Annotated in this window: 22 protein-coding genes; 6 read left to right on the top strand and 16 right to left on the bottom strand. The window is 59.9% G+C overall.

Features of this window, described 5'->3' with window-relative positions:
- Together QD461_RS01055 and QD461_RS01050 are read right to left on the bottom strand one after the other, a co-directional pair.
- Positions 1-336 carry a hypothetical protein gene (locus QD461_RS01055; protein ID WP_184702940.1) on the bottom strand — a complete coding sequence of 112 codons (336 nt, stop codon included), beginning with the start codon at positions 334-336 and terminating at the stop codon, positions 1-3.
- A gap of 7 nt (positions 337-343) precedes the next feature.
- Complete coding sequence (locus QD461_RS01050; protein WP_184702941.1) at positions 344-1,135, bottom strand: ABC transporter ATP-binding protein; 792 nt, start codon at positions 1,133-1,135, stop codon at positions 344-346.
- A 124-nt stretch (positions 1,136-1,259) separates the two neighbouring features.
- On the opposite strand from QD461_RS01050, the gene QD461_RS01045 reads away from it, so the two are divergent.
- A complete protein-coding gene (locus QD461_RS01045; RefSeq protein ID WP_414086092.1) occupies positions 1,260-1,673 on the top strand; it encodes a cupin domain-containing protein in 414 nt (137 codons plus the stop codon).
- Positions 1,674-1,808: 135 nt separating this feature from the next.
- Here QD461_RS01045 and hydA read toward each other — a convergent pair whose 3' ends face one another.
- Together hydA and QD461_RS01035 are read right to left on the bottom strand one after the other, a co-directional pair.
- Complete coding sequence (gene hydA / locus QD461_RS01040) at positions 1,809-3,263, bottom strand: dihydropyrimidinase (RefSeq protein ID WP_414086091.1); 1,455 nt, start codon at positions 3,261-3,263, stop codon at positions 1,809-1,811.
- 48 nt (positions 3,264-3,311) lie between these two features.
- Complete coding sequence (locus QD461_RS01035; RefSeq protein WP_414086090.1) at positions 3,312-4,565, bottom strand: Zn-dependent hydrolase; 1,254 nt, start codon at positions 4,563-4,565, stop codon at positions 3,312-3,314.
- 306 nt (positions 4,566-4,871) lie between these two features.
- Between QD461_RS01035 and rutR the strand changes: the two genes are divergently transcribed.
- Positions 4,872-5,516 carry an HTH-type transcriptional regulator RutR gene (gene rutR / locus QD461_RS01030; protein ID WP_414086089.1) on the top strand — a complete coding sequence of 215 codons (645 nt, stop codon included), beginning with the start codon at positions 4,872-4,874 and terminating at the stop codon, positions 5,514-5,516.
- Positions 5,517-5,720: 204 nt separating this feature from the next.
- Here rutR and QD461_RS01025 read toward each other — a convergent pair whose 3' ends face one another.
- The 5 genes from QD461_RS01025 to QD461_RS01005 all read right to left on the bottom strand — a co-directional run bounded on the left by QD461_RS01025 (position 5,721) and on the right by QD461_RS01005 (position 11,275).
- On the bottom strand, positions 5,721-5,810 hold the full coding sequence (locus QD461_RS01025; RefSeq protein WP_414086328.1) for an SEC-C metal-binding domain-containing protein: 90 nt from the start codon (positions 5,808-5,810) through the stop codon (positions 5,721-5,723).
- 306 nt (positions 5,811-6,116) lie between these two features.
- Complete coding sequence (gene preA / locus QD461_RS01020; RefSeq protein WP_414086088.1) at positions 6,117-7,430, bottom strand: NAD-dependent dihydropyrimidine dehydrogenase subunit PreA; 1,314 nt, start codon at positions 7,428-7,430, stop codon at positions 6,117-6,119.
- Positions 7,431-7,443: 13 nt separating this feature from the next.
- A complete protein-coding gene (locus QD461_RS01015; RefSeq protein WP_414086087.1) occupies positions 7,444-8,802 on the bottom strand; it encodes an NAD(P)-dependent oxidoreductase in 1,359 nt (452 codons plus the stop codon).
- A 499-nt stretch (positions 8,803-9,301) separates the two neighbouring features.
- Positions 9,302-10,252: a sensor histidine kinase gene (locus tag QD461_RS01010; protein WP_414086327.1), complete on the bottom strand. Its 951-nt coding sequence runs from the start codon at positions 10,250-10,252 to the stop codon at positions 9,302-9,304.
- Positions 10,253-10,480: 228 nt separating this feature from the next.
- Positions 10,481-11,275: a response regulator gene (locus QD461_RS01005; RefSeq protein ID WP_184702949.1), complete on the bottom strand. Its 795-nt coding sequence runs from the start codon at positions 11,273-11,275 to the stop codon at positions 10,481-10,483.
- Positions 11,276-11,541: 266 nt separating this feature from the next.
- Between QD461_RS01005 and QD461_RS01000 the strand changes: the two genes are divergently transcribed.
- Positions 11,542-11,748: a NepR family anti-sigma factor gene (locus tag QD461_RS01000; protein WP_184702950.1), complete on the top strand. Its 207-nt coding sequence runs from the start codon at positions 11,542-11,544 to the stop codon at positions 11,746-11,748.
- Positions 11,749-11,759: 11 nt separating this feature from the next.
- A complete protein-coding gene (locus QD461_RS00995) occupies positions 11,760-12,311 on the top strand; it encodes an RNA polymerase sigma factor (RefSeq protein ID WP_004107036.1) in 552 nt (183 codons plus the stop codon).
- A 97-nt stretch (positions 12,312-12,408) separates the two neighbouring features.
- Here QD461_RS00995 and QD461_RS00990 read toward each other — a convergent pair whose 3' ends face one another.
- The 7 genes from QD461_RS00990 to hemP all read right to left on the bottom strand — a co-directional run bounded on the left by QD461_RS00990 (position 12,409) and on the right by hemP (position 17,435).
- Positions 12,409-12,813, bottom strand: coding sequence for a hypothetical protein (locus tag QD461_RS00990; protein ID WP_414086086.1), 405 nt, complete (start codon positions 12,811-12,813; stop codon positions 12,409-12,411).
- A 9-nt stretch (positions 12,814-12,822) separates the two neighbouring features.
- Positions 12,823-13,173, bottom strand: a complete 351-nt coding sequence (locus tag QD461_RS00985) for a hypothetical protein (RefSeq protein ID WP_414086085.1) — start codon at positions 13,171-13,173, stop codon at positions 12,823-12,825.
- Between the two features lie 167 nt (positions 13,174-13,340).
- Positions 13,341-14,132, bottom strand: a complete 792-nt coding sequence (locus QD461_RS00980) for a heme ABC transporter ATP-binding protein (RefSeq protein WP_414086084.1) — start codon at positions 14,130-14,132, stop codon at positions 13,341-13,343.
- Between the two features lie 7 nt (positions 14,133-14,139).
- Positions 14,140-15,231 (bottom strand): FecCD family ABC transporter permease, encoded by a 1,092-nt coding sequence (locus QD461_RS00975; RefSeq protein WP_414086326.1) that lies wholly within the window; start codon positions 15,229-15,231, stop codon positions 14,140-14,142.
- Between the two features lie 19 nt (positions 15,232-15,250).
- The gene (locus QD461_RS00970) at positions 15,251-16,186 is read right to left on the bottom strand and encodes a heme/hemin ABC transporter substrate-binding protein (RefSeq protein ID WP_414086083.1); all 936 of its coding nucleotides are present in this window, start codon (positions 16,184-16,186) and stop codon (positions 15,251-15,253) included.
- 10 nt (positions 16,187-16,196) lie between these two features.
- Complete coding sequence (locus QD461_RS00965) at positions 16,197-17,252, bottom strand: hemin-degrading factor (protein WP_414086082.1); 1,056 nt, start codon at positions 17,250-17,252, stop codon at positions 16,197-16,199.
- Positions 17,253-17,261: 9 nt separating this feature from the next.
- The gene (gene hemP, locus QD461_RS00960) at positions 17,262-17,435 is read right to left on the bottom strand and encodes a hemin uptake protein HemP (RefSeq protein ID WP_184702957.1); all 174 of its coding nucleotides are present in this window, start codon (positions 17,433-17,435) and stop codon (positions 17,262-17,264) included.
- 193 nt (positions 17,436-17,628) lie between these two features.
- On the opposite strand from hemP, the gene QD461_RS00955 reads away from it, so the two are divergent.
- A complete protein-coding gene (locus QD461_RS00955) occupies positions 17,629-18,078 on the top strand; it encodes a hypothetical protein (protein WP_414086081.1) in 450 nt (149 codons plus the stop codon).
- A 5-nt stretch (positions 18,079-18,083) separates the two neighbouring features.
- On the top strand, positions 18,084-19,337 hold the full coding sequence (locus QD461_RS00950) for a TonB family protein (protein ID WP_414086080.1): 1,254 nt from the start codon (positions 18,084-18,086) through the stop codon (positions 19,335-19,337).
- The last annotated feature ends 13 nt before the right edge of the window (positions 19,338-19,350 follow it).

Raw genomic sequence — 19,350 nt, 5'->3', positions numbered from 1 at the left:
TCATGCTCCTTTTTGCGCCGGGAGCAGCATCAGCGCCATGGCGATGACACCGAGGCCGACGCCTGTGAGCTGCGGTACGCTCAGGCGCTCGCCGAAGACGATGAAGGCGATGATGTTGATGACGACAAGCTGGGTGATGGCAGAGGCTGAAATCGCCAGGCCCAAGCCCCCTTCGCGCATGAGCCGCACCATCATCAGATTGCCGACGCAATAGAGGACGAGCGACAGGATGAGGATCAGTATGTTGTTGCTGGCGACATAGGCGCGCGAAGCGGTCGCTCCGCTGATGAAGATCGCCATCGCGCCGGCAAGCCAAAGAAGGAATTGCGGGTTCATGGCGATCCTATTCCTCGTAGCTATGTCCGGCCCGCAGACCTTCGCGGACGCGATGGGCGATTTCCAGGAATTCGGGCGTTTCGCGAATGCCGAGCGGCCGCTCCGTCGGCAACGTCGATTCGATAATGTCGGTAACACGGCCCGGGCGAGGCGACATGACGACGATCTTGGTGGAGAGATAGACCGCCTCCGGAATGGAGTGCGTGACGAAGCATATCGTCTTGTTCGTCCGCTTCCACAGCTTCAGGAGTTGTTCGTTGAGGTGGTCGCGAACGATCTCGTCGAGTGCGCCGAAGGGCTCGTCCATCAGCAGGAGATCGGCGTCGAAGGCCAGTGCGCGAGCGATCGAAGCACGCTGCTGCATGCCGCCGGAAAGCTGCCAAGGGAATTTCTTCTCGAAACCGCTGAGATTGACGAGTTCCAGCGTCTGGGCGATGCGCTTGGCCTGTTCCGCCTTGTCATAGCCCATGATTTCAAGCGGAAGGGCGATGTTCTTTTCGATGGTGCGCCAGGGATAAAGGGCGGCGGCCTGGAAGACATAGCCATAGGCGCGCGCCTTGCGGGCATCCTCCGGCGACATGCCGTTGACGGTGATATCGCCGGAACTTTTGCGCTCGAGATCGGCGATGACACGCAGGAAGGTGGTCTTGCCACAGCCGGATGGACCGATGAAGGAGACGAAGTCGCCCTTTCGAACATCGAGATCGACGTTGCTCAGTGCGTGCACCGGCCCGTCGTTCGTATCGTAGGTGAGACAGAGATTCCGCGCGGAGACGACGGAAGAAGCGGATGACGTCATTAACACCTACCAGTCCTGTTTTCTCCGCTCGGTCGGGGCGGATTGCGTGTTATCGTGCCTGGCAGTGCTGCAGCCTGGATTGGCGAGGGTGCCTTGCGGCTGCTGGATCCAGGGGAGCAATGCCATGAGTGTGTCATCGAAGCCCACCTGCCGTGTCGTGCGGCCCGGCGGTGCCTATGCCGGAAAACAGGGCCTCAATTATTTTGAAGGAATTGCCGCCGAGACGGTGGGTTCGACGGGGATCTGCATGCATCTTTTGACGATCCCGCCCGGCGCCCGCGCCAAGGCGCATCTTCATGCCTCGCATGAAACGGCGATCTACGCGATTTCCGGCGAGACGCATTGCTGGTTTGGCGACATGCTGGAAGAGCACGTCATCGTGCGCGAGGGCGAGATGTTCTATATTCCGGCCGGTGTTCCGCATCTTCCGGCGAATCTCAGCGACCGGCCGGCGACAGCTGTCATCGCCCGCACCGATCCGAACGAGCAGGAAAGCGTGGTCCTGCTGCCGGATCTGGAGCGGTATGTGCCGCGCTAGAGCCGTTTCGCTTTTCTTCGAATTGCGAAAATGCTCCATTCCTTTGTCTTTGCGCAATTCCGGACGGAAAACCGCTACGCACTTTTCCTGGAATTGCTCTAGGCGGCCGATGAGCCGAAGCGCCGTGCCCAAGCGTCAAACCCCGCTGGCGGGAATGCCGCTGCGCTGAACCTTGCGCGGCGCGGTGATGTCCTTCCAGGTGGAAAGCGCCCGGTTGGCTGCGGTGAAGGGATCGCGCCTAACGAACTCGCCATGGCCTTCCTTCGTCTTGACCGTGCTTTCCTCGATAGCGACGACGCCGCGCGTCAGCGTGTAGCGCGGCAGGCCGGTCACTTCCTTGCCTTCGAAGACGTTGTAGTCGATCGCCGATTGCTGGGTCTTGGCGGCGATGGTCTTCGACCGCTTCGGATCCCAGACAACAATATCGGCATCGGCGCCGACGAGGATCGCGCCCTTCTTCGGGTAGATGTTGAGGATCTTGGCGATGTTGGTGGAGGTGGCGGCGACGAATTCGTTCATCGTCAGCCGGCCGGTGTTGACGCCATAGGTCCAGAGCATCGGCATGCGGTCTTCCAGGCCGCCGGTGCCGTTCGGGATCTTAGTGAAATCGTTGACGCCGAAGCGCTTCTGCTCGGTCGTAAACGCACAGTGGTCGGTCGCGACCACCTGCAGAGAGCCCGAAGCAAGACCGGCCCACAAACTGTCTTGATGCTGCTTGTTGCGGAAGGGCGGCGACATGACGCGGCGGGCGGCATGATCCCAATCCGGATTGGAATATTCACTTTCGTCCAGCGTCAGATGCTGGATCAGTGGCTCGCCATAGACGCGCATGCCCTTCTGGCGGGCGCGGCGAATGGCTTCGTGGGCCTGTTCGCAGGAGGTATGGACGATATAGACCGGTGAGCCTGCCATATCGGCGATCATGATGGCGCGGTTCGTTGCCTCGCCCTCGACCTCCGCCGGGCGGGAGTAAGCATGCGCTTCCGGGCCATTGTTGCCTTCGGCCAGCAGTTTTGCCTGCATCTGCGCAACCACGTCGCCGTTTTCGGCGTGAACGAGCGGCAGCGCACCAAGTTCGGCACAGCGCTGGAAGGAGGAGAACATCTCGTCGTCATCCACCATCAGTGCGCCCTTGTAGGCCATGAAGTGCTTGAAGGTGTTGATGCCCTTGTCGCGGACGACGGCTTCCATTTCGTTGAAGACCTGTTCGCCCCACCAGGTGATCGCCATGTGGAAGGAATAGTCGCAATTCGCGCGAGTTGACTTGTTGTCCCACATGGTCAGCGCCTCGAGCAGCGACTGGCCGGGCGAGGGGAGGGCGAAGTCGACGACCATCGTCGTGCCGCCGGCAAGGGCCGCGCGCGTACCGCTTTCGAAATCGTCGGAAGAGTAGGTCCCCATGAACGGCATTTCGAGATGCGTGTGCGGATCGATGCCGCCGGGCATGACGTAGCAGCCGGAGGCATCCAGCACTTCGTTGCCCGTGAGATTCTGGCCGATTTCGACGATCTTGCCGCCTTCGACCTTGACGTCCGCCTTATAGGTCAGGTCGGCCGTGACGATGGTTCCACCCTTGATGACTGTGCTCATGGCGCATGCTCCAGATGTGTGAAGTTCCGATGTTCGGAATCGTGGCCGTCAGGCCACGATCTCCGCCGTCTCGACGACTGCGTGGAACAGCACATCCGCGCCGGCGGCAGCCCATTCCTTGGAGATTTCTTCGGCTTCGTTGTGCGAGAGGCCGCCAACGCAGGGGCACATGACCATCGTGGCGGGGGCGACCTTGGCGGCCCAGCAGGCATCGTGACCTGCGCCGGAGATGATGTTCATGTGGCTGTAGCCGAGCTTCTCGGCTGCATTGCGCACTGAGGTAACGAGCTTCGGATCAAAGGTCACCGGCTCGAAATGGCCGATGGCTTCCACCGAGCAGCCGACGCCAAGGGCTTCGGCGATGTTCTTGCCCTCGGTTTCGATCTTGGCGCGCATGCGATCGAGCTTTTCCTTGTCTGGCGTGCGCAGGTCGACTGTAAAGACCACCTTACCGGGCAGGACGTTGCGCGAGTTCGGCGAGAAGAAGACCTGGCCGACGCCGGCAACGGCGCCGGGCTGGTTTTCCATCGCCACGCTCTGCACCATCTCGACGATGCGCGACATGGCAAGGCCGGCATTGACGCGCATGGCCATCGGCGTCGAGCCGGTATGGGCTTCCTTGCCGGTCAGCGTGAATTCCAGCCACCACAGGCCTTGACAGTGCGTGACGACGCCGATGGTCTTATTCTCGGCTTCGAGGATCGGACCCTGCTCGATGTGATATTCGAAATAAGCATGCATCCTGCGGGCGCCGACTTCTTCGTCGCCGAGCCAGCCGATACGCTTCAGCTCGTCGCCATAGGTCTTGCCGTCCGGATCCTTGCGGCTATAGGCGTAATCCAGCGTGTGCATGCCGGCGAAGACGCCGGAGGCCAGCATGGCGGGGGCAAAGCGCGCACCTTCCTCGTTGGCCCAGTTGGTGACCACGATCGGATGCTTGGTCTTGATGCCGAGGTCGTTCATCGTGCGGACGACTTCGAGGGCGGCGAGCACGCCGAGGACGCCGTCATACTTGCCGCCGGTCGGCTGGGTATCGAGATGCGAGCCGACATAGACGGGAAGTGCATTCGGGTCGGTGCCGGCGCGGGTTGCGAACATCGTACCCATCTTGTCGACGCCAACGGTCATCCCGGCCTTGTCGCACCAGGTTTTGAAAAGGCTGCGTCCTTCAGCGTCGGCATCGGTCAGCGTTTGACGATTGTTGCCGCCGGCAATGCCGGGGCCGATTTTCGCCATGTCCATCAGCGTATCCCAAAGGCGGTCGCCATTGATACGCATGTTTTCTCCTGGCGCTGCCACCATGATGCAATCCTCACCTGTTTGTCCTGAGCATGCAAGGCGCATGCTCTAATGTTCCCGTTGGTCTTATTCCAAATCCCGGAGCGGCGTCTTGTTTTTCTCGCCCGGAAAATCGCCAGTTGCCTTTAAGAAACATCTGACGGATAATTTGACCGATTGGTAAACATTACAACTTCCGTGGCGCGGCTCAAGACGAAAAGCACGAAAATTTCCGATAAAATTTCAGGCGATTGCCTAAATTAGATGCACTGACAGGGTGAATGAGAGCTCGGCCGAAAGGCTTGGATTTCAAGGAGAAACAGAGCACACATGGCCATCCCCAGAGCCGCCAAGACCCAGCGCCGCACCCGGATCCAGGAAGAGAAAGAGGAAATCATACTCGAGGCTGCGCTTGACGTATTCTCGGTAAACGGCTTCCGCGGCACGACCATCGACCAGATTGCCGAAGTTGCCGGCATGTCGAAGCCGAATCTGCTCTATTATTTCCGCACCAAGGAGGCAATGCATCGGGCACTGATCGACCGGGTGCTGTTTACCTGGCTGGAGCCGCTGAGGGCCTTCGACGCCAATGGCAATCCCGAAAGCGAAATCCGCTCCTACATCCGCCGAAAGCTCGAAATGGCGCGCGATTTCCCGCGCGAAAGCCGGCTTTTCGCCAATGAGATGCTGCAGGGGGCGCCGCATGTCGAGGACGAGCTGCGCGGGCCGCTGAAGGCCCTTGTCGACGAGAAGGCCGAGGTCATCCGCGCCTGGGCAGCGACCGGCAAGATCACCAAATGCGACCCCTATCACCTGATCTTCTCGATCTGGTCCACGACGCAGCATTATGCCGACTTTGACGTACAGGTGCGCGCCGTTCTGGGGCAAGAGCATGCGGGCGAGGGGCGATTCGAGGATGCCGCCCGCTATCTGGAGCAGCTTTTTGTCGAGGGACTTCGCATTCGCCACAGTTAGAGTCGGACGATTTTAGGTCTGCTCAACTTAAAATCTGAATCCGCTCTGAAACCAAAGAAGCGGTGCCTGGTGTCATCCGAAAACCGCTTGCACTTTTCGGCACCGTGCTCGAAGCGGCGGCGCAATCTGCTGGAGGATCGCGCCGCAGCTGAAATGATCGCTATCAGCTCCGCTCTCTAAAAGTAGTAGTCCCGTTCGACACCGTCATAGCGGCCCGACGTCAGGCAGCAGCTCTTGAAACCGCCTCCGCGAACCGCAGGGGCATGGATTGTTGCGTCCGAGTTTTTCGACCAGTTCGATGTCGCCTCGGATGAATTGCGAGCCGGTTTTTACCCGGGTTTCCGATGGGAAAGACTTGCGTCGCTTGGACGTGACCTCAAAAGCTCACGTCGTGGAGGGTTTTGGACTTGCGTGACATGGTCGCCTCCTCTGAGTTGCCATTGCTGCATCTGTGGGCAGCGCAACTCTCTCATAGCGCGAATGTCGGGCTTTTGGGAATCGCTAAACGTTTGTTGTGAGGACGCTGATAGCGACTACTAAAATGCGCGACCGCAGCATGCTGCGGCCGCCAATTCATGCTGATGCGGATCTTGCCCGCCTTTATTCGGCCGCCTGTCGAGCCATCGGGTTGTTCGGATGGGTCGTCCAGTTGGCGTAGTTCGGATCGACGATTTTACCGGTGCGCTTGTCGAGCGAGCCTGCCGGCAGGGCTTCCATGGTGATGCAGTTCTCGACGGGACAGACGCTGACGCAGAGATTGCAGCCGACGCATTCCTCGTCCATGACCTCAAAGTGTCTGGCGCCGTCAACCATGTTGGTGATTGCCTGATGCGAGGTGTCCTCGCAGGCAATGTAGCAACGGCCGCACTTGATGCAGGCGTCCTGATCGATCTTCGCCTTGGCGATGTAGTTGAGGTTGAGATACTGCCAATCCGAGACGTTCGGCACAGCGCGGGCGATGATGTCGTCCAGGCTGCGGTGACCCTTTTCGTCCATCCAGTCGGAAAGGCCTGAAATCATCTCCTCGACGATCTTGAAGCCATAGGTCATTGCGGCGGTGCAGACCTGCACGTTGCCGGCGCCGAGTGCGAGGAATTCCGCCGCGTCGCGCCATGTCGTGACGCCGCCGATGCCCGATATCGGCAGGCCATAGGTCTCGGGATCGCGGGCGATCTCGGCCACCATGTTGAGCGCGATCGGCTTGACGGCCGGGCCGCAATAGCCGCCATGGCTGCCCTTGCCGCCGACCGTCGGGTTCGGGGCGAAGCTGTCGAGGTCGACAGACACGATCGAGTTGATGGTGTTGATCAGCGACACAGCGTCGGTACCGCCGGCCTTGGCGGCGCGGGCGGGCTTGCGGATATCGGTGATGTTGGGCGTCAGCTTGGTGATGACGGGCATGCGTGTGTATTGCTTGCACCAGCGCACGACCATTTCGATATATTCCGGCACCTGCCCGACTGCGGCACCCATGCCGCGCTCAGACATGCCGTGGGGACAGCCGAAGTTGAGCTCGATACCGTCGGCTCCGGTTTCCTCGACCAGCGGCAGAATGGCTTTCCAGGACTCTTCCTCGCACGGTACCATGATCGAGGCGATGAGCGCGCGATCCGGCCAGTTCATCTTCACCTGCTTCATTTCGCGCAGGTTGGTGTAGAGGTCGCGGTCGGTGATCAGCTCGATATTGTTGAGGCCGAGCAGGCGGCGGTCTGCACCCCAGATCGCGCCGTAACGCGGACCGTTGACGTTGACGACCGGCGGGCCTTCTTCGCCGAGCGTCTTCCAGACGACGCCGCCCCAGCCCGCCTTGAAGGCGCGTTCGACGTTATAGGCCTTGTCGGTCGGCGGCGCGGAGGCGAGCCAGAACGGGTTCGGCGATTTGATGCCGATGAAGTTATTGCGGAGATCAGCCATGTCGGTTCTCCTTTCAGGCGACTGCAGCGGCCGACTTGGCGGCAGCGAGCGCATTGTTGATGGATTCAGCCGCGTCGCGACCTTGTGCTACGGCCGAGACCGTCAGGTCGTCGCCGCCGAGCACGCAGTCGCCGCCGGCCCAGACGCCGTCGAGCGAGGTCCGGCCTTCGCTATCGATGGCGATGCGGCCGGATTCCATGCGCAGGGCACCGAGGCCTGAGGCTTCGAATGTCTGGCCGATGGCCTTGAAGATCTGATCGGCGGCAATGATGCCGACATCGCCGGTGGCGGTGAGCTTGCCGTCGCGCAGCTCTGTATATTCGACCTCGATGCCGGCGACCTTGCCGTCCTTGTCGACGATACGCTTCGGAGCCAGCCAATGGCGGATGATGACGCCCTTGGAGGCAGCGAGATCCTGCTCGAACTCGGAGGCGTTCATATGCTCCTTGCCGCGGCGATAGCAGATCGTCACTTCTTCGGCGCCGAGCAGCTTGGCCTGCACGGCCGCGTCGATCGCGGTCATGCCGCCGCCGAGGACGACGACGCGGCGGCCGATGGCGATATCGGCCTTGCTGCCGGCCTGGCGCAGTTCGGCGATATAGGCAACGGCGTCGGCGACGCCATCGAGATCTTCGCCTTCGGCGCGTAGCGCATTGACGCCGGCAAGGCCGAGGCCGAGGAAGACGGCATCATACTGCTGAGAGAGGTCGGAAAGGCTGAAATCGCGGCCGAGTGCCTGGCCGTTCTTCACCTCGATGCCGCCGATGGCGAGCACGTAGTCGACTTCCTTCTGCGCGAAGTCATCGACCGCCTTGTAGGTGGCGATGCCGTATTCGTTCAGGCCGCCGGCCTTCTCGCGCGCATCGAAAATGGTGACATCATGGCCCTTGACGGCCAGACGGTGTGCACAGGCAAGACCGGCGGGGCCGGCGCCGATGACGGCGATCTTCTTGCCGGTGGATTCGGCCCGCGAATAGAACTGCTTGTTTTCGGCCATCGCGGCATCGGTCGCATAGCGCTGCAGGCGACCGATCTCGACCGGGCGCTCTTCGGCAGTGTTGCGCACGCAAGCCTGCTCACAGAGCTGTTCGGTGGGACAGACGCGAGCGCACATGCCGCCGAGGATGTTCTGATCGAAGATCGTCTTCGCCGAGCCGAGCGGATTGCCCGTCGAGATCTGGCGAATGAACATCGGAATGTCGATGGAGGTGGGACAGGCCGTCATGCACGGCGCGTCGTAGCAGAAATAGCATCGGTCGGATGCGACCAGCGCCTCGTGTTTGTTGAGGCGTGGGTGAAGATCGGAAAAGTTTGCATCATATTCGGCCGGCGTGAGCCTGCCTTTATGAATCCCAGTTTCCAGTCGTCCCATTGAAGTTCCCTCTTATAGTAAACGGCTAGTACAGGAACGGTAACTCAGGTTAAAAAATTTATCAAACGGTAAAATTTTGACCGGCGAATTTGCTCAGAACGGCATTCTGACCGGGTCGATCAGTGGTGTTTCCAGCTCGGTGAAACGACTTAACTCTATGCTTTTATGTATTTAAGTTCGGGTCTTCCCTATCAGGTAAGGAAGGCCGAAAAAATCAGCACGCTTCTACGCAGGCGCAATCCGCATGGCGCACCATCGATCGTCCTCGCGATCTGCATGAAGAAAAATTAAATTTTTCGGGGTTCGATGGAACCAAGATCCGGCGTCGTCGTTTAGGAGTCGTTGCGATGACGATTGCATCCCCCTGATGCATGCCCAAAGCGTCATCGGACTCTACTCACGGTCCCCTCCCGATGAGTGCAAAGCAGCCAGTGCGCCGCCCTCGCACTGGCTGTTTTCTTATTTCCAGCCAGTTCCATTCCATTTCGCGACATCGCCATCAGCGGCGTCGCAGTATCTCGTACTCGGTTTCGGGGATGGTGAGGCGATAGCCGATGCTACCGTCGCCCATCGCGAAGTCGGCGCGGCCGTTCATTGAGGTCGGCACCACGCGCTCAAGCACGGTGCGGCTGAAGCTATTATCCTCGAACTCATGGTTGCCGGGCGCATAAAAGCGCTCTGACCAAGCGACTTCGATCGCCTTCTTACCGTCGAGTTCGGCTTCCTTGCAATTCAAGGTGATGCTGGTGGCGCCGGCCGAGATGGCCCCGTGCGAAGCGGAATTGACAATCAGCTCATGCAGCGCAAGCCCCAGGTGCACGGCAGCATTGGGCGTCAGATGGGCGTTGATGCCATAGATCGGCATTGGCACGCCGGCATCTGGCCAATAGGGCGCAAATTGCTTCTCAGCCAATTCGAACAGATAGGCGCCGCGCCAGCTGGAATCGGTGATCAGATCCTGCGAATTCGACAGCGACTGCAATCGTCCGCGGAACTTGATCAGGAAATTATCGACTGAAAGCGTATGGCGCGCGGTCTGCGTCGCGATACCTTGGATAATTGCCAGCAGGTTCTTGGAGCGATGCGACAACTCGCGCAGCAGCGACTTCAGAACCTTCTCGCGATGACGGCTCTCGGTGATTTCGGAGATAACGGACAACACGCCCTGCGGCTTGCGGCCGCCGACGCGTTCCATTTTCAGTTCATAGACGCGAATACCGTCGCCGCTTGGAATTTCGACTTCGGCGGTTGCCGGCTTGCCGCTCTCGAGAACACCGCGTTTCAGGCGCAGAAGATGTTCGCCATCCTTCTCGCCAAACAAATTTAGATCGTTGCCGCCAATGACGAGAGATGGCTGCATATGATCTGGCAAGTTTTCAGCATGGCGTATCGAAAGGGTCTGATCTTGAAATAGAATCGACACGCTGGCGCTCGCAAGAGCGCGCTCCATCAGGGCGGCTTTGCCTTCCAAACTCAAAGGCGCGCCGGCTAATGGTTCAGACGTACTCACCGGCTTGCCTTTCAATCGGATTTCGAGAGCCCCGCCGACAGGGCATCTCCACTCTTAGAATTTTGGAACGACCTTTTAAATCGCCCGGTATAACAGTCGGTAAACCGATCGTTTTGAATGCCAACGCTCGGCCGTAATCTTTGTTCCGCAACAGGCTTTGCAACCTAGTCAGGCCGCCACTCTTGTGGTTTCATTGAAGAAGAGTGCCTGGCTGATCAGGGCCTTCACCATGTCGGGATTGAATGGCTTGGTCACAAGGAAGGTCGGCTCCGGCCGTTCTCCGGTCAGCAGCCGTTCCGGGAATGCGGTGATGAAGATGACCGGGATGCTGGCGCTCTTCAGGATATCGTTGACGGCGTCGATGCCCGAGCTGCCGTCGGCAAGCTGGATATCGGCAAGCACCATTCTTGGTTTTGTTGCGTTGTAGAGCGCTACCGCTTCGGCATGCGTGCGGGCGATGCCGGTGACGCGATGACCGAGGCTTTCGACCATCTGCTCGATGTCCATCGCGATCAGCGGCTCATCCTCGATGATCATGATTTCCGTCGCCACCTGTCGCGATATCTCCTGCGACGCGGTGTCGAGCAGGTGCATGGCTTCGCTTTCCGTGATCTCGAGAATATCGGCGATCTCGTCCAGACGGAAACTTTCGACGGACCCGAGCAAAAATGCCTGGCGGGCGCGTGGAGAAACCTTGGACAGGTTGACGGAAGCACGCTGTTCCCAGGCAAAGGGTGAGGTCGGCTCGGGAATCTGAAGTGTTACGGAACCGAACAGCTTGGTGAACAGTTTATAGAGTGCGACACGGTCACTATCCGTGTCGGGAAAGATGGAGATGTCGGTGATGATGGCTTCCAAAACCGCAGCAACATATGCGTCCCCGGAGGTCTGAGTTCCGGTCAATGCACGAGAATAGCGACGCAAATAAGGAAGATGCGGCGCGATGCGTGTGGAAAGTGTCATCAATGGCTCCCGCCTTTTATCAAATTCTAAATAAAATACAGCGCGGAGGCTGCAGTGACTAACAAACGTCAGTTCAGTAAAAAAGTTCCTCTTTGTCGGAACTTTTTTTAGGCAGTCGCATTTCAATGCTTACAATCAGTCGACTTCATCCTTTACGATTCGTTAGGAAACGGTTTTTGATGTAGTTGACTGGTCTCCCGGGCTGGGAAGCAGTGAAGATGCGTCCGTCCCATGAATGCGAGACAATCGAAAAGCGAGCAGGCTAGATGACTATCCAGAATTCCGAGGACGCAGATAAGACAGTATCGGACCTGCGCGCAGTGGATATCCTCGATCCCAACAACCAGATCGGCAACAGGCTACGTTCCTTTTATTCTGCCATGCAGGATGAGGCTATTCCGGATCGGTTCCTCGATCTTCTCGAGAAGCTCGATCATGCCGAGCGCCTGGCCGCCGCAAAAGTTTCCGAATAGGCGGTGACGTCATGGAAACGCAAACGAGCTTCAAACGCGAGCTTCTCGCGGCCCTGCCAAGCCTCCGCGCCTTTGCCATTTCGCTGACCGGCCGTCACGATCGCGCCGACGATCTTGTTCAGGACACGATCATGAAGGCCTGGGCGAAGCAGGATCACTTCGAGATGGGCACCAATATGAAGGCTTGGCTCTTCACCATCCTGCGCAACGAGCTTTACAGCCAGATGCGCAAGAGCGGTCGCGAAGTGCAGGACAGCGACGGCGTCTTCACCGAATCGATGGCGACGCATCCCTCGCAATATGGCGCGGTCGACCTTCAGGATTTCCGTAAGGCGCTAGATCAGCTGCCGCCGGACCAGCGCGAAGCGATCATCCTGGTGGGCGCTTCCGGATTTTCCTATGAGGAAGCCGCCGAGATTTGCGGCTGCGCAGTCGGCACCATCAAGAGCCGCGTCAATCGCGCCCGCCAGCGCCTGCAGGAGCTACTCGACATTTCCGGCGAAGCGGATTTCGGCCCGGATGCCACCTCGGCGCCGCTAACCTCCAAGGCATTCGCCTTCTGACAAAAAGCCCGGTCGAAAGACTGGGCTTTTTCATTTCAATCACTTGCAAGGCTTTGCCGTCTAAGTGGGAGCCGCTCCCAACTCGCAAGTCGGCAGATCAATTGTCTTCGTCGCTCTTTCCAAACAGATTGCCGAAGAGGAGGGCTGCGGCAACCGCCGCGGTCATCAACGGCTGCTTGCGCACGAGCCCTATGACTGCTGCCGCCATGGATTCCATTGCGAGCCGGCGTTCGCGCGCCCGGCGTTGCTCCTGCTTGTCGATAATCGCCATGATGACGAGCACGATCAGTCCCAGCAGAAGGGCGCCTGCAGCGATCAAAAGCGCGGAGACCGCGGCGCCATAAATAGTTGCAAGCCAGATGGCGGCTGCGACGAGCGCGAAGATATAGGCGGTCAGCAGAAGAAGGGTTGCTATGGCGATGAAAATACCGTTGCGCTTGGTTCGCGCAACGGTGCGATTGAATGTGCCTGACAGCAGCAGGCCAAGGAGAGGAGCGATCATCCCGCCACCCTAGCGGCGTGACAGAAGCAGGGCAACCGCAAGACCGAAGGCCGCAGCCGCGCTGATGGTGGCGACCGGATGCCGGCGCACCGTTCTGCGGACCTCACGCGAACCTTTTGCATAACCGCGTTGCAACTCGTGCAGCAGTTCCTCGCCGCGGGCAGTCAGGTCGTCGAATCCCGTTTCAGCGCTCGCACGTAATTTCTTGCCTTGCTTCGCGCCGCTCTCGCCGATGAGCTTGGTAAAGGCCGCGACTTCCTCGCGCAGCGATTCGATCTGGTCCTCGATGCTTGCCTCGACGTCATGGAGATTGCTGCCATTGCGCTTGCTTCGCGCCGAATGAAAAATGGATGCAGCCATATCTAGCTCCCTTTGCTTTGCCTGGGCGCTCGATGGGCGCCTGTTGTTCGCGATGGTTCGGTGTCCTCGGACAGACCAACCATATTGCATTCGGAACGTTGATTCCGATCACTGGATCTCAACGCGCGGGTGTAGCAAAAGGTTCCGAAGGGGCGATCAGCCGCGCGTCAGTCGATGAGCGCGCTGTGGGCGAGCACGAAGGGTGCGTCGTTGGCGGGAAGGCGATTGACCCGGAGATTGCAGCCGAAAACATCCTGAAGATGCCCGTCCGTCAGAACCTCCTTGACGGGACCTGCTGCTTGCAGGCGGCCACCTTTCAGCAGGACCATCCGGTCGGAAAAAAGCGCGGTCAGGTTGAGATCGTGCATGACCGCGATGACGCCTCCTCCGCGTTGGCAGAATTGCCGGGCGAGCGTCATGATGGTGAGCTGGTGACTGATATCGAGGCTGGAAACGGGTTCGTCGAGCAATAGCCAGCAAGGCTTCCCGTCGATGGCAGGCTCGGAAATCTGGCAGACGACGCGGGCAAGCTGGACGCGCTGTTGTTCGCCACCGGATAGCTCCTGATAGAAACGGCCTTCGAATCCTGCAAGATCAACGGAGGCGAGCGCCTCGGCGGCAATGCGATCGGCCTGTTCCGGATGTCGGTTGCGCCCGCTCGTCAGACCCATGCGAACGATTTCGCGCACGGTGAAGGGAAAGGAGATCGAGCTTGCCTGCGGCAGGACGCCCCGCATTTCCGCCAACTGCCATGGCTCCAGCCTTCTGACCTCGACGTCATTTATATGGACCGAGCCGTGATAGGCGAGTTCCCCTGAAATGGCTTTCATCGTGGTCGTCTTACCGGAGCCGTTCGGTCCGCAGATCGCGGTCAGCGTTCCGGCTTCTGCCGTAAAGGATAAGTCCTGCACGATCGCCTTGCCCGAGAGCCGGACGGAGAGATTGGATACATCGATCATGGCGGGCTCATAGGCTGAGGCGCGAGCGCTGCCTGAGCAGCATCCACAGGAAGAAGGGACCGCCAACGCCGGCCGTCAGGATACCGATCGGCAATTCCGCGGGGGAAACGATGGTGCGGGCGACCACATCGGCAATGACCAGAAGCGAGCCGCCGAGCAGTGCCGAAGCGGGAAGCAGGAAGCGGTGGTCCGGCCCGATGACTATACGCAAAATATGCGGCACGACGATGCCGACGAAGCCGATGCCGCCGCTGACGGCGACGGAAGCGCCAACGGCTGCGGCGACGCTGACGATGGCGACGTTCTTCAGCCGCTGCACGGCGACGCCCATGTGAAAGGCTGCCGCTTCGCCGAGCGTCAGCGCGTTGAGACCGCGAGCCATGAAGGGCAGGGGCAGCAGCGAAAGGATGATGATCGGGCCGGCGCCGGCGACCTTGCTCCAGGTTGAGCCTGCCAGCGATCCCATGCTCCAGAAGGTCAGGTCGCGCAGCTGCCGATCATCAGCCATGTAAATCAGGATGCCCGTCGCGGCCAGAGCGAGGGAGCCAAGTGCGATGCCGGCCAGCAGCATGGTCGCGATCGAGGTCTGACCGTGCCGGGTCGCAATCTTGTAAAGCAGGATTGTAGTTATCAGGCCGCCGACAAAGGCGGCGATGGGAAGCGAGAAGATGCCGAATACGTGCACGACCGGGGCGAGCACGCTGCCGCCGAGCACGATCATTGCGACCGCACCGAGGCTGGAGCCGGCGGAAACGCCGATCAGGCCGGGATCTGCCAGCGGGTTGCGGAACAAGCCCTGCATGACCGCGCCGGAAACCGCCAAGCCACCGCCGATCAGAAAGCCGAGAATGGCGCGAGGCAGACGGATGTCGAAGATGACGATGCGGTCGCGGACGCTTAGCGCGCTTTCTGCCTTGCCGCTTACCGCACTGCCGATCACGTCGATGATCGACGCATTCGAGGCGCCGGTCGTGATCGAGAAGGCGAGGGCGGCCATGGACACCAGGACGAGGCCCGCGATGACGAGGATCGCAAGTGCGGTGCGATCCCCCTCACGGCGGCGTTCGTTGGTCTGCGACATCTGCTTCAGCCCTGCCATGGCATCGTTGAATGCCACGTCAGCCTCCGTAGATCGCCGCGTTCAGTTCGCGAATGGCGCTTGCCGTGCGCGGGCCAAAGCCGAGCAGGTGCAGGCCGTCCATGCGGATGATTGCCTTGTGGCTGGCGGCTGGCGTCAGCGAAATGGCCGGTTGCTTCAGCAGGTCTTCATCCGACATCGATAGCGGTCCTTCGCGATCCATGATCAGGATGACATCGGGCTTGGCTTCGATGATCGCTTCATCCGTTACTGATTTGTAGCCGGAAAAGCCACTGATCGCATTGATCGCGCCCGTAAGCTTGATGATGCCATCGGCAGCCGTGTTGCTTCCCGAAGCGAGGATCTTGCCGTTCTGGTTGCTGAGCACGAAAAGCACGCGCTTGCGCTCGGCCTCCGGGCGTTTGGCCGATTCGTTGATCGCGGCCTCGAGGTCCGCCGCAACTTTCTCTTCCAGGGCCTTCGCCTTTTCCGGCACGCCGAGCAGCGAGCCGACGACGTCGATCTTCTTCAGGATGCCGTCGCGGTCATAGGTTTGCGGCACGGTTTCGAAGGGCAGGCTGGCATTGTGCAATACCGCCAGCGCCTCCGGCGGGCCAGAACCCTCGACGGCAATGATGGCCGTCGGGTTGACGGCGAGGATGCCTTCCGGCGACAGGGCGCGCATATAGCCGACATCGGGAAGTTTGGTGACTTCCTTGGGATAAAGGCTGGTGGAATCGCGGGCGATCAGCCGCTTTTCCTCGCCGAGCGCGTAGACGATCTCGGTCACATCGCCGCCGATGGAGACCAGCCGCGTGGTGTCGAGCTTCTTCGGCGTTTCGGCGGCTTGGGCGTGCCGCACGAGGCTGCCATAGCCCACGATGGGGTTCGCCGGAACGAATGGCAGAGCCATGACTGCCATGGTCAGCGCGATTTCCCACGCCCTGATACGCTTGAAGTTCCTAAACATCGTCATTTGCCGTCTCTCACGCAGCGACGCTGGCGCCGTCTTTCGTCAGGTTTTCGACGATGGCGCGCCAGTCGGGACGCTCGTCGAAGCCTTCCTTCCGCTTGCCGAAGAACTGGATGATCATCTCGCCCTTGGCATTGTAGGCTTCGAGCGAAGTCACATGGCCGTCCTTGGTCGGCTTGCGCACGGCCCAGGTCTCGGCGATCTGGTCCTGCCGCAGGTGCAGATGGAAGGTCGGATCCATGACGTTGATCCACGGGCCCATGGTCTGGACGTTGACGATCGGGCCGGAATGGATCTGCACGGTGCCTTCGTTGGCGACGAAGCACATGATCGGCAGACCTTCGCGCACGGAAGCGTACATCATTTCGGCGACAGCGCCGGCATCCAGCTTCCATGCATAGTCGTCGCCGACGGTGCGAATGGCGTCCTGGCGGCCGATCTTCAGCTTCTTCAGCATGCCGAAGAATTCATGCGTGTCGGTCATGCGGCTCCAGTGGTCGCGCAGCTCGTCGCGGCTGACATCGCCATCCGTCGCGCCGTTGTCGTAGCCCGAGCGGTCTTCGACGAATTCCTGCGACTGGTCTTCGATGCGCAGCTCTGCGACCATAGTGTGGTAAGCCTCGACATTCGAGGCAGGACGAAGATGGATCTTGTGGACGGCGTCGCCTGCCTTATCGAAGAATTGCAGGCTTAGCTTCTGCTGATCGCCATCGGCCTTGGTGACGGCAAAGCCGTACGCCCAGCGCTTCGGGAAGATGCGCAGGTCGATATTTTCGCCGAGCACGATCGCGGCCTGGGCGCCGAACTTCATGTTTTCATAGACGCCGATCTTTTCGTGGACGGCACTTTCGTTGCGCGACAGTGCCATGATCTCGCCGAGCGAGGCGATCCGCTCCAGGAAGCGATCGACGCTCGCGTCGATCCGGATGGCGGAAATGCCGACTTCGGCCGCGACGAGGGCTGCTTCGGAAATGTTGAGGCGGGCGGCGATATCGCGCTCGCGCATCTTCGGGTTCTCGGCGCGGAAAGCGCGGATCTCAGCGGGGGTCGGTCGTGTCGTCTCAGTCATTTGTCATGCCTATTTGTTGAGTATGAGCTTGCCTTGGCGCGTAATCTTCATGCGGTAGATGACGCCTTCATGCTTGATCATGATTTCCGTCTGACCGCGGAAAATATCCGTGCTCTCGACTATTCTTAGCTGCGGTGCCGCCGTGTTCTGTGCCGGCGGCGTCGGGTTTTTGTCAGCAATCATCCTGCTTGGTTTTGCCTGAAAATTCATCGGGGGCCGAACCACCGTTCGGCCAAATTTATCTTGACTCTCATACTCATGGTTTCATAAAGACGCAATAGGATACAGATAAAGTCAAGTTTAAAAATTTCGACGACACACGCCAGGGCAGTCGACCGCGAAGGCGCGTGTGGAATTATATTCAGGAGACAGACCGATGCTGACGAAGACGATCTTGGCGTTCGCAATTTCGGGGATATTTGCTGCTACAAACTTCGCTCCGGCCCTTGCCGAGGAGGCGAACGCAACTCCAGCAGCCGCCGCGCGTAAGCTCAGCGTCGAACTCAATGCTTTGGCGCCGTCGCAGAAGGGATGCATGATGACCTTCGTTGCCGAAAACGACATGGCAACGCCAATCAACAAGATCTCCTTCGAACTTGCATTCTTCAACGACAAGAACGCCGTCGACCGCGTTACTGTCCTCGATTTCCGTGACCTGCCGCTCGGCAAGAAGCGGGTGCGGCAGTTCGATATGCCCGGCGTCAAGTGCGAGACGGTCACCCGCATTATCATCAACGATACGCCGATATGTGATGGCCCGGCGGCGGGCGAGTGCAAAGCCGCGCTAACCACCCACTCGCAAATATCCGTAGCTTTTGAAGGCTGAAGGCCATGGCGATGCGCTCGGTCAAGGTTTCCATGGAGCGCCGTTCCAACGGCGGCTTGAATGACAACTATCCGAGCGCGCTGCCGGGCCATGAATTGACGGGCCTCGAAGGCGTGCCGCGGCCGCCGGCCGGCGAGACCGTGATACATTACAGCTGCTTCACGCAGATCAGCTCCTTTCCGGAGCATCCGACCGAGCCAACACCAATCGAGGCGGCGGATCCGCTACCAATGGACGCGCTGCCCGAGAAGCCTCACGCCGCGGCCTCTGGGCGCAAAGCGCCGCTTTTTTTCTCCGGTCTCGGATCCTGCCTTTTCCATGGAATTGTCGTTGCCCTCTTGCTGCTCACCTTCGTTGCGACGCCGGAAGAGGCGAAGGAGGAAGCGGGCGATACGGTCAGCGTCATCATGATCGGCAATTCCGACGCCGACCAGATGGCCGCCGGCGAGGAAAACCCGCAGCCCGAGCAGATGATTGCAGAGGCGGTTCAGCCGGAGACGGTGCAGCCGACTGAGGTCACGCCCGAGGAAGTTCAGCCACAGGCGTCGCAACCCGAAGTCGTTCAGACGCAGCCCGCCGCGGCTCAGCCGGTTCAGACGGCGGAAGCCGTGCAGCCGGTCGAGCAGGCGCCACCGACGACCGTCGTGCCCGAGCAGCCGCAGATCTTGGCGACACAAACGCCTGCAGAGACGACGGTGATCCAGCCTGCCGAGCCGATCCAGCCCGTGGACAACCAGGTTGCCGAAGCGCAACCCATTCAGCCCATGCCTGAGGTCGTAACGCCCCTTGCCAAGCCGAAGTCTGTGGAAAGGCTGCGGGTCGTCAAAAAGCCGGCTCTGAAGGTGGCGAAAGTCAAGTCCGGGTCGCGCGGCGAGAGCGAGGAGGACTCCAAGAGGGGGGCGATCAACGGCACCGAGGCAACCCAATCGGACCAAAACTCTCAGCTGAACGCGCGCAAGACCGGTTCGGGAGATGCGGCAATTGCGAATTATCAGGGCAAGCTGCAATCTCGCATCAAGCGTTATGTGCAGCGCGTGTCCTCCAAATATGAAAAGGGCCTGACCCTTGTCGTCAGGCTGTCGATCGGATCCGGTGGCGAACTGCGGTCCGTCTCCCTGGCGCGCAGCTCAGGGAATTCCGGATTGGATGATGCGGTGATGGAGCAAGTGCGAAATGCCGCGCCATTTTCGCCGTTGCCTCCGGAATGGGGCAAGCCGACATGGTCGTTCGTGCAGGCCGTGCAGACGGCGGGCCGTTAGAGCGCTTCTGCTT

The organism is Rhizobium sp. BR 314, assembly GCF_047445805.1.
In the GTDB taxonomy this organism is placed as follows: Bacteria; Pseudomonadota; Alphaproteobacteria; order Rhizobiales; family Rhizobiaceae; genus Rhizobium; species Rhizobium lusitanum_B.
Note: the sequence above shows the minus strand (reverse complement) of the source record. Positions and strands in the feature narration are given on the sequence as shown.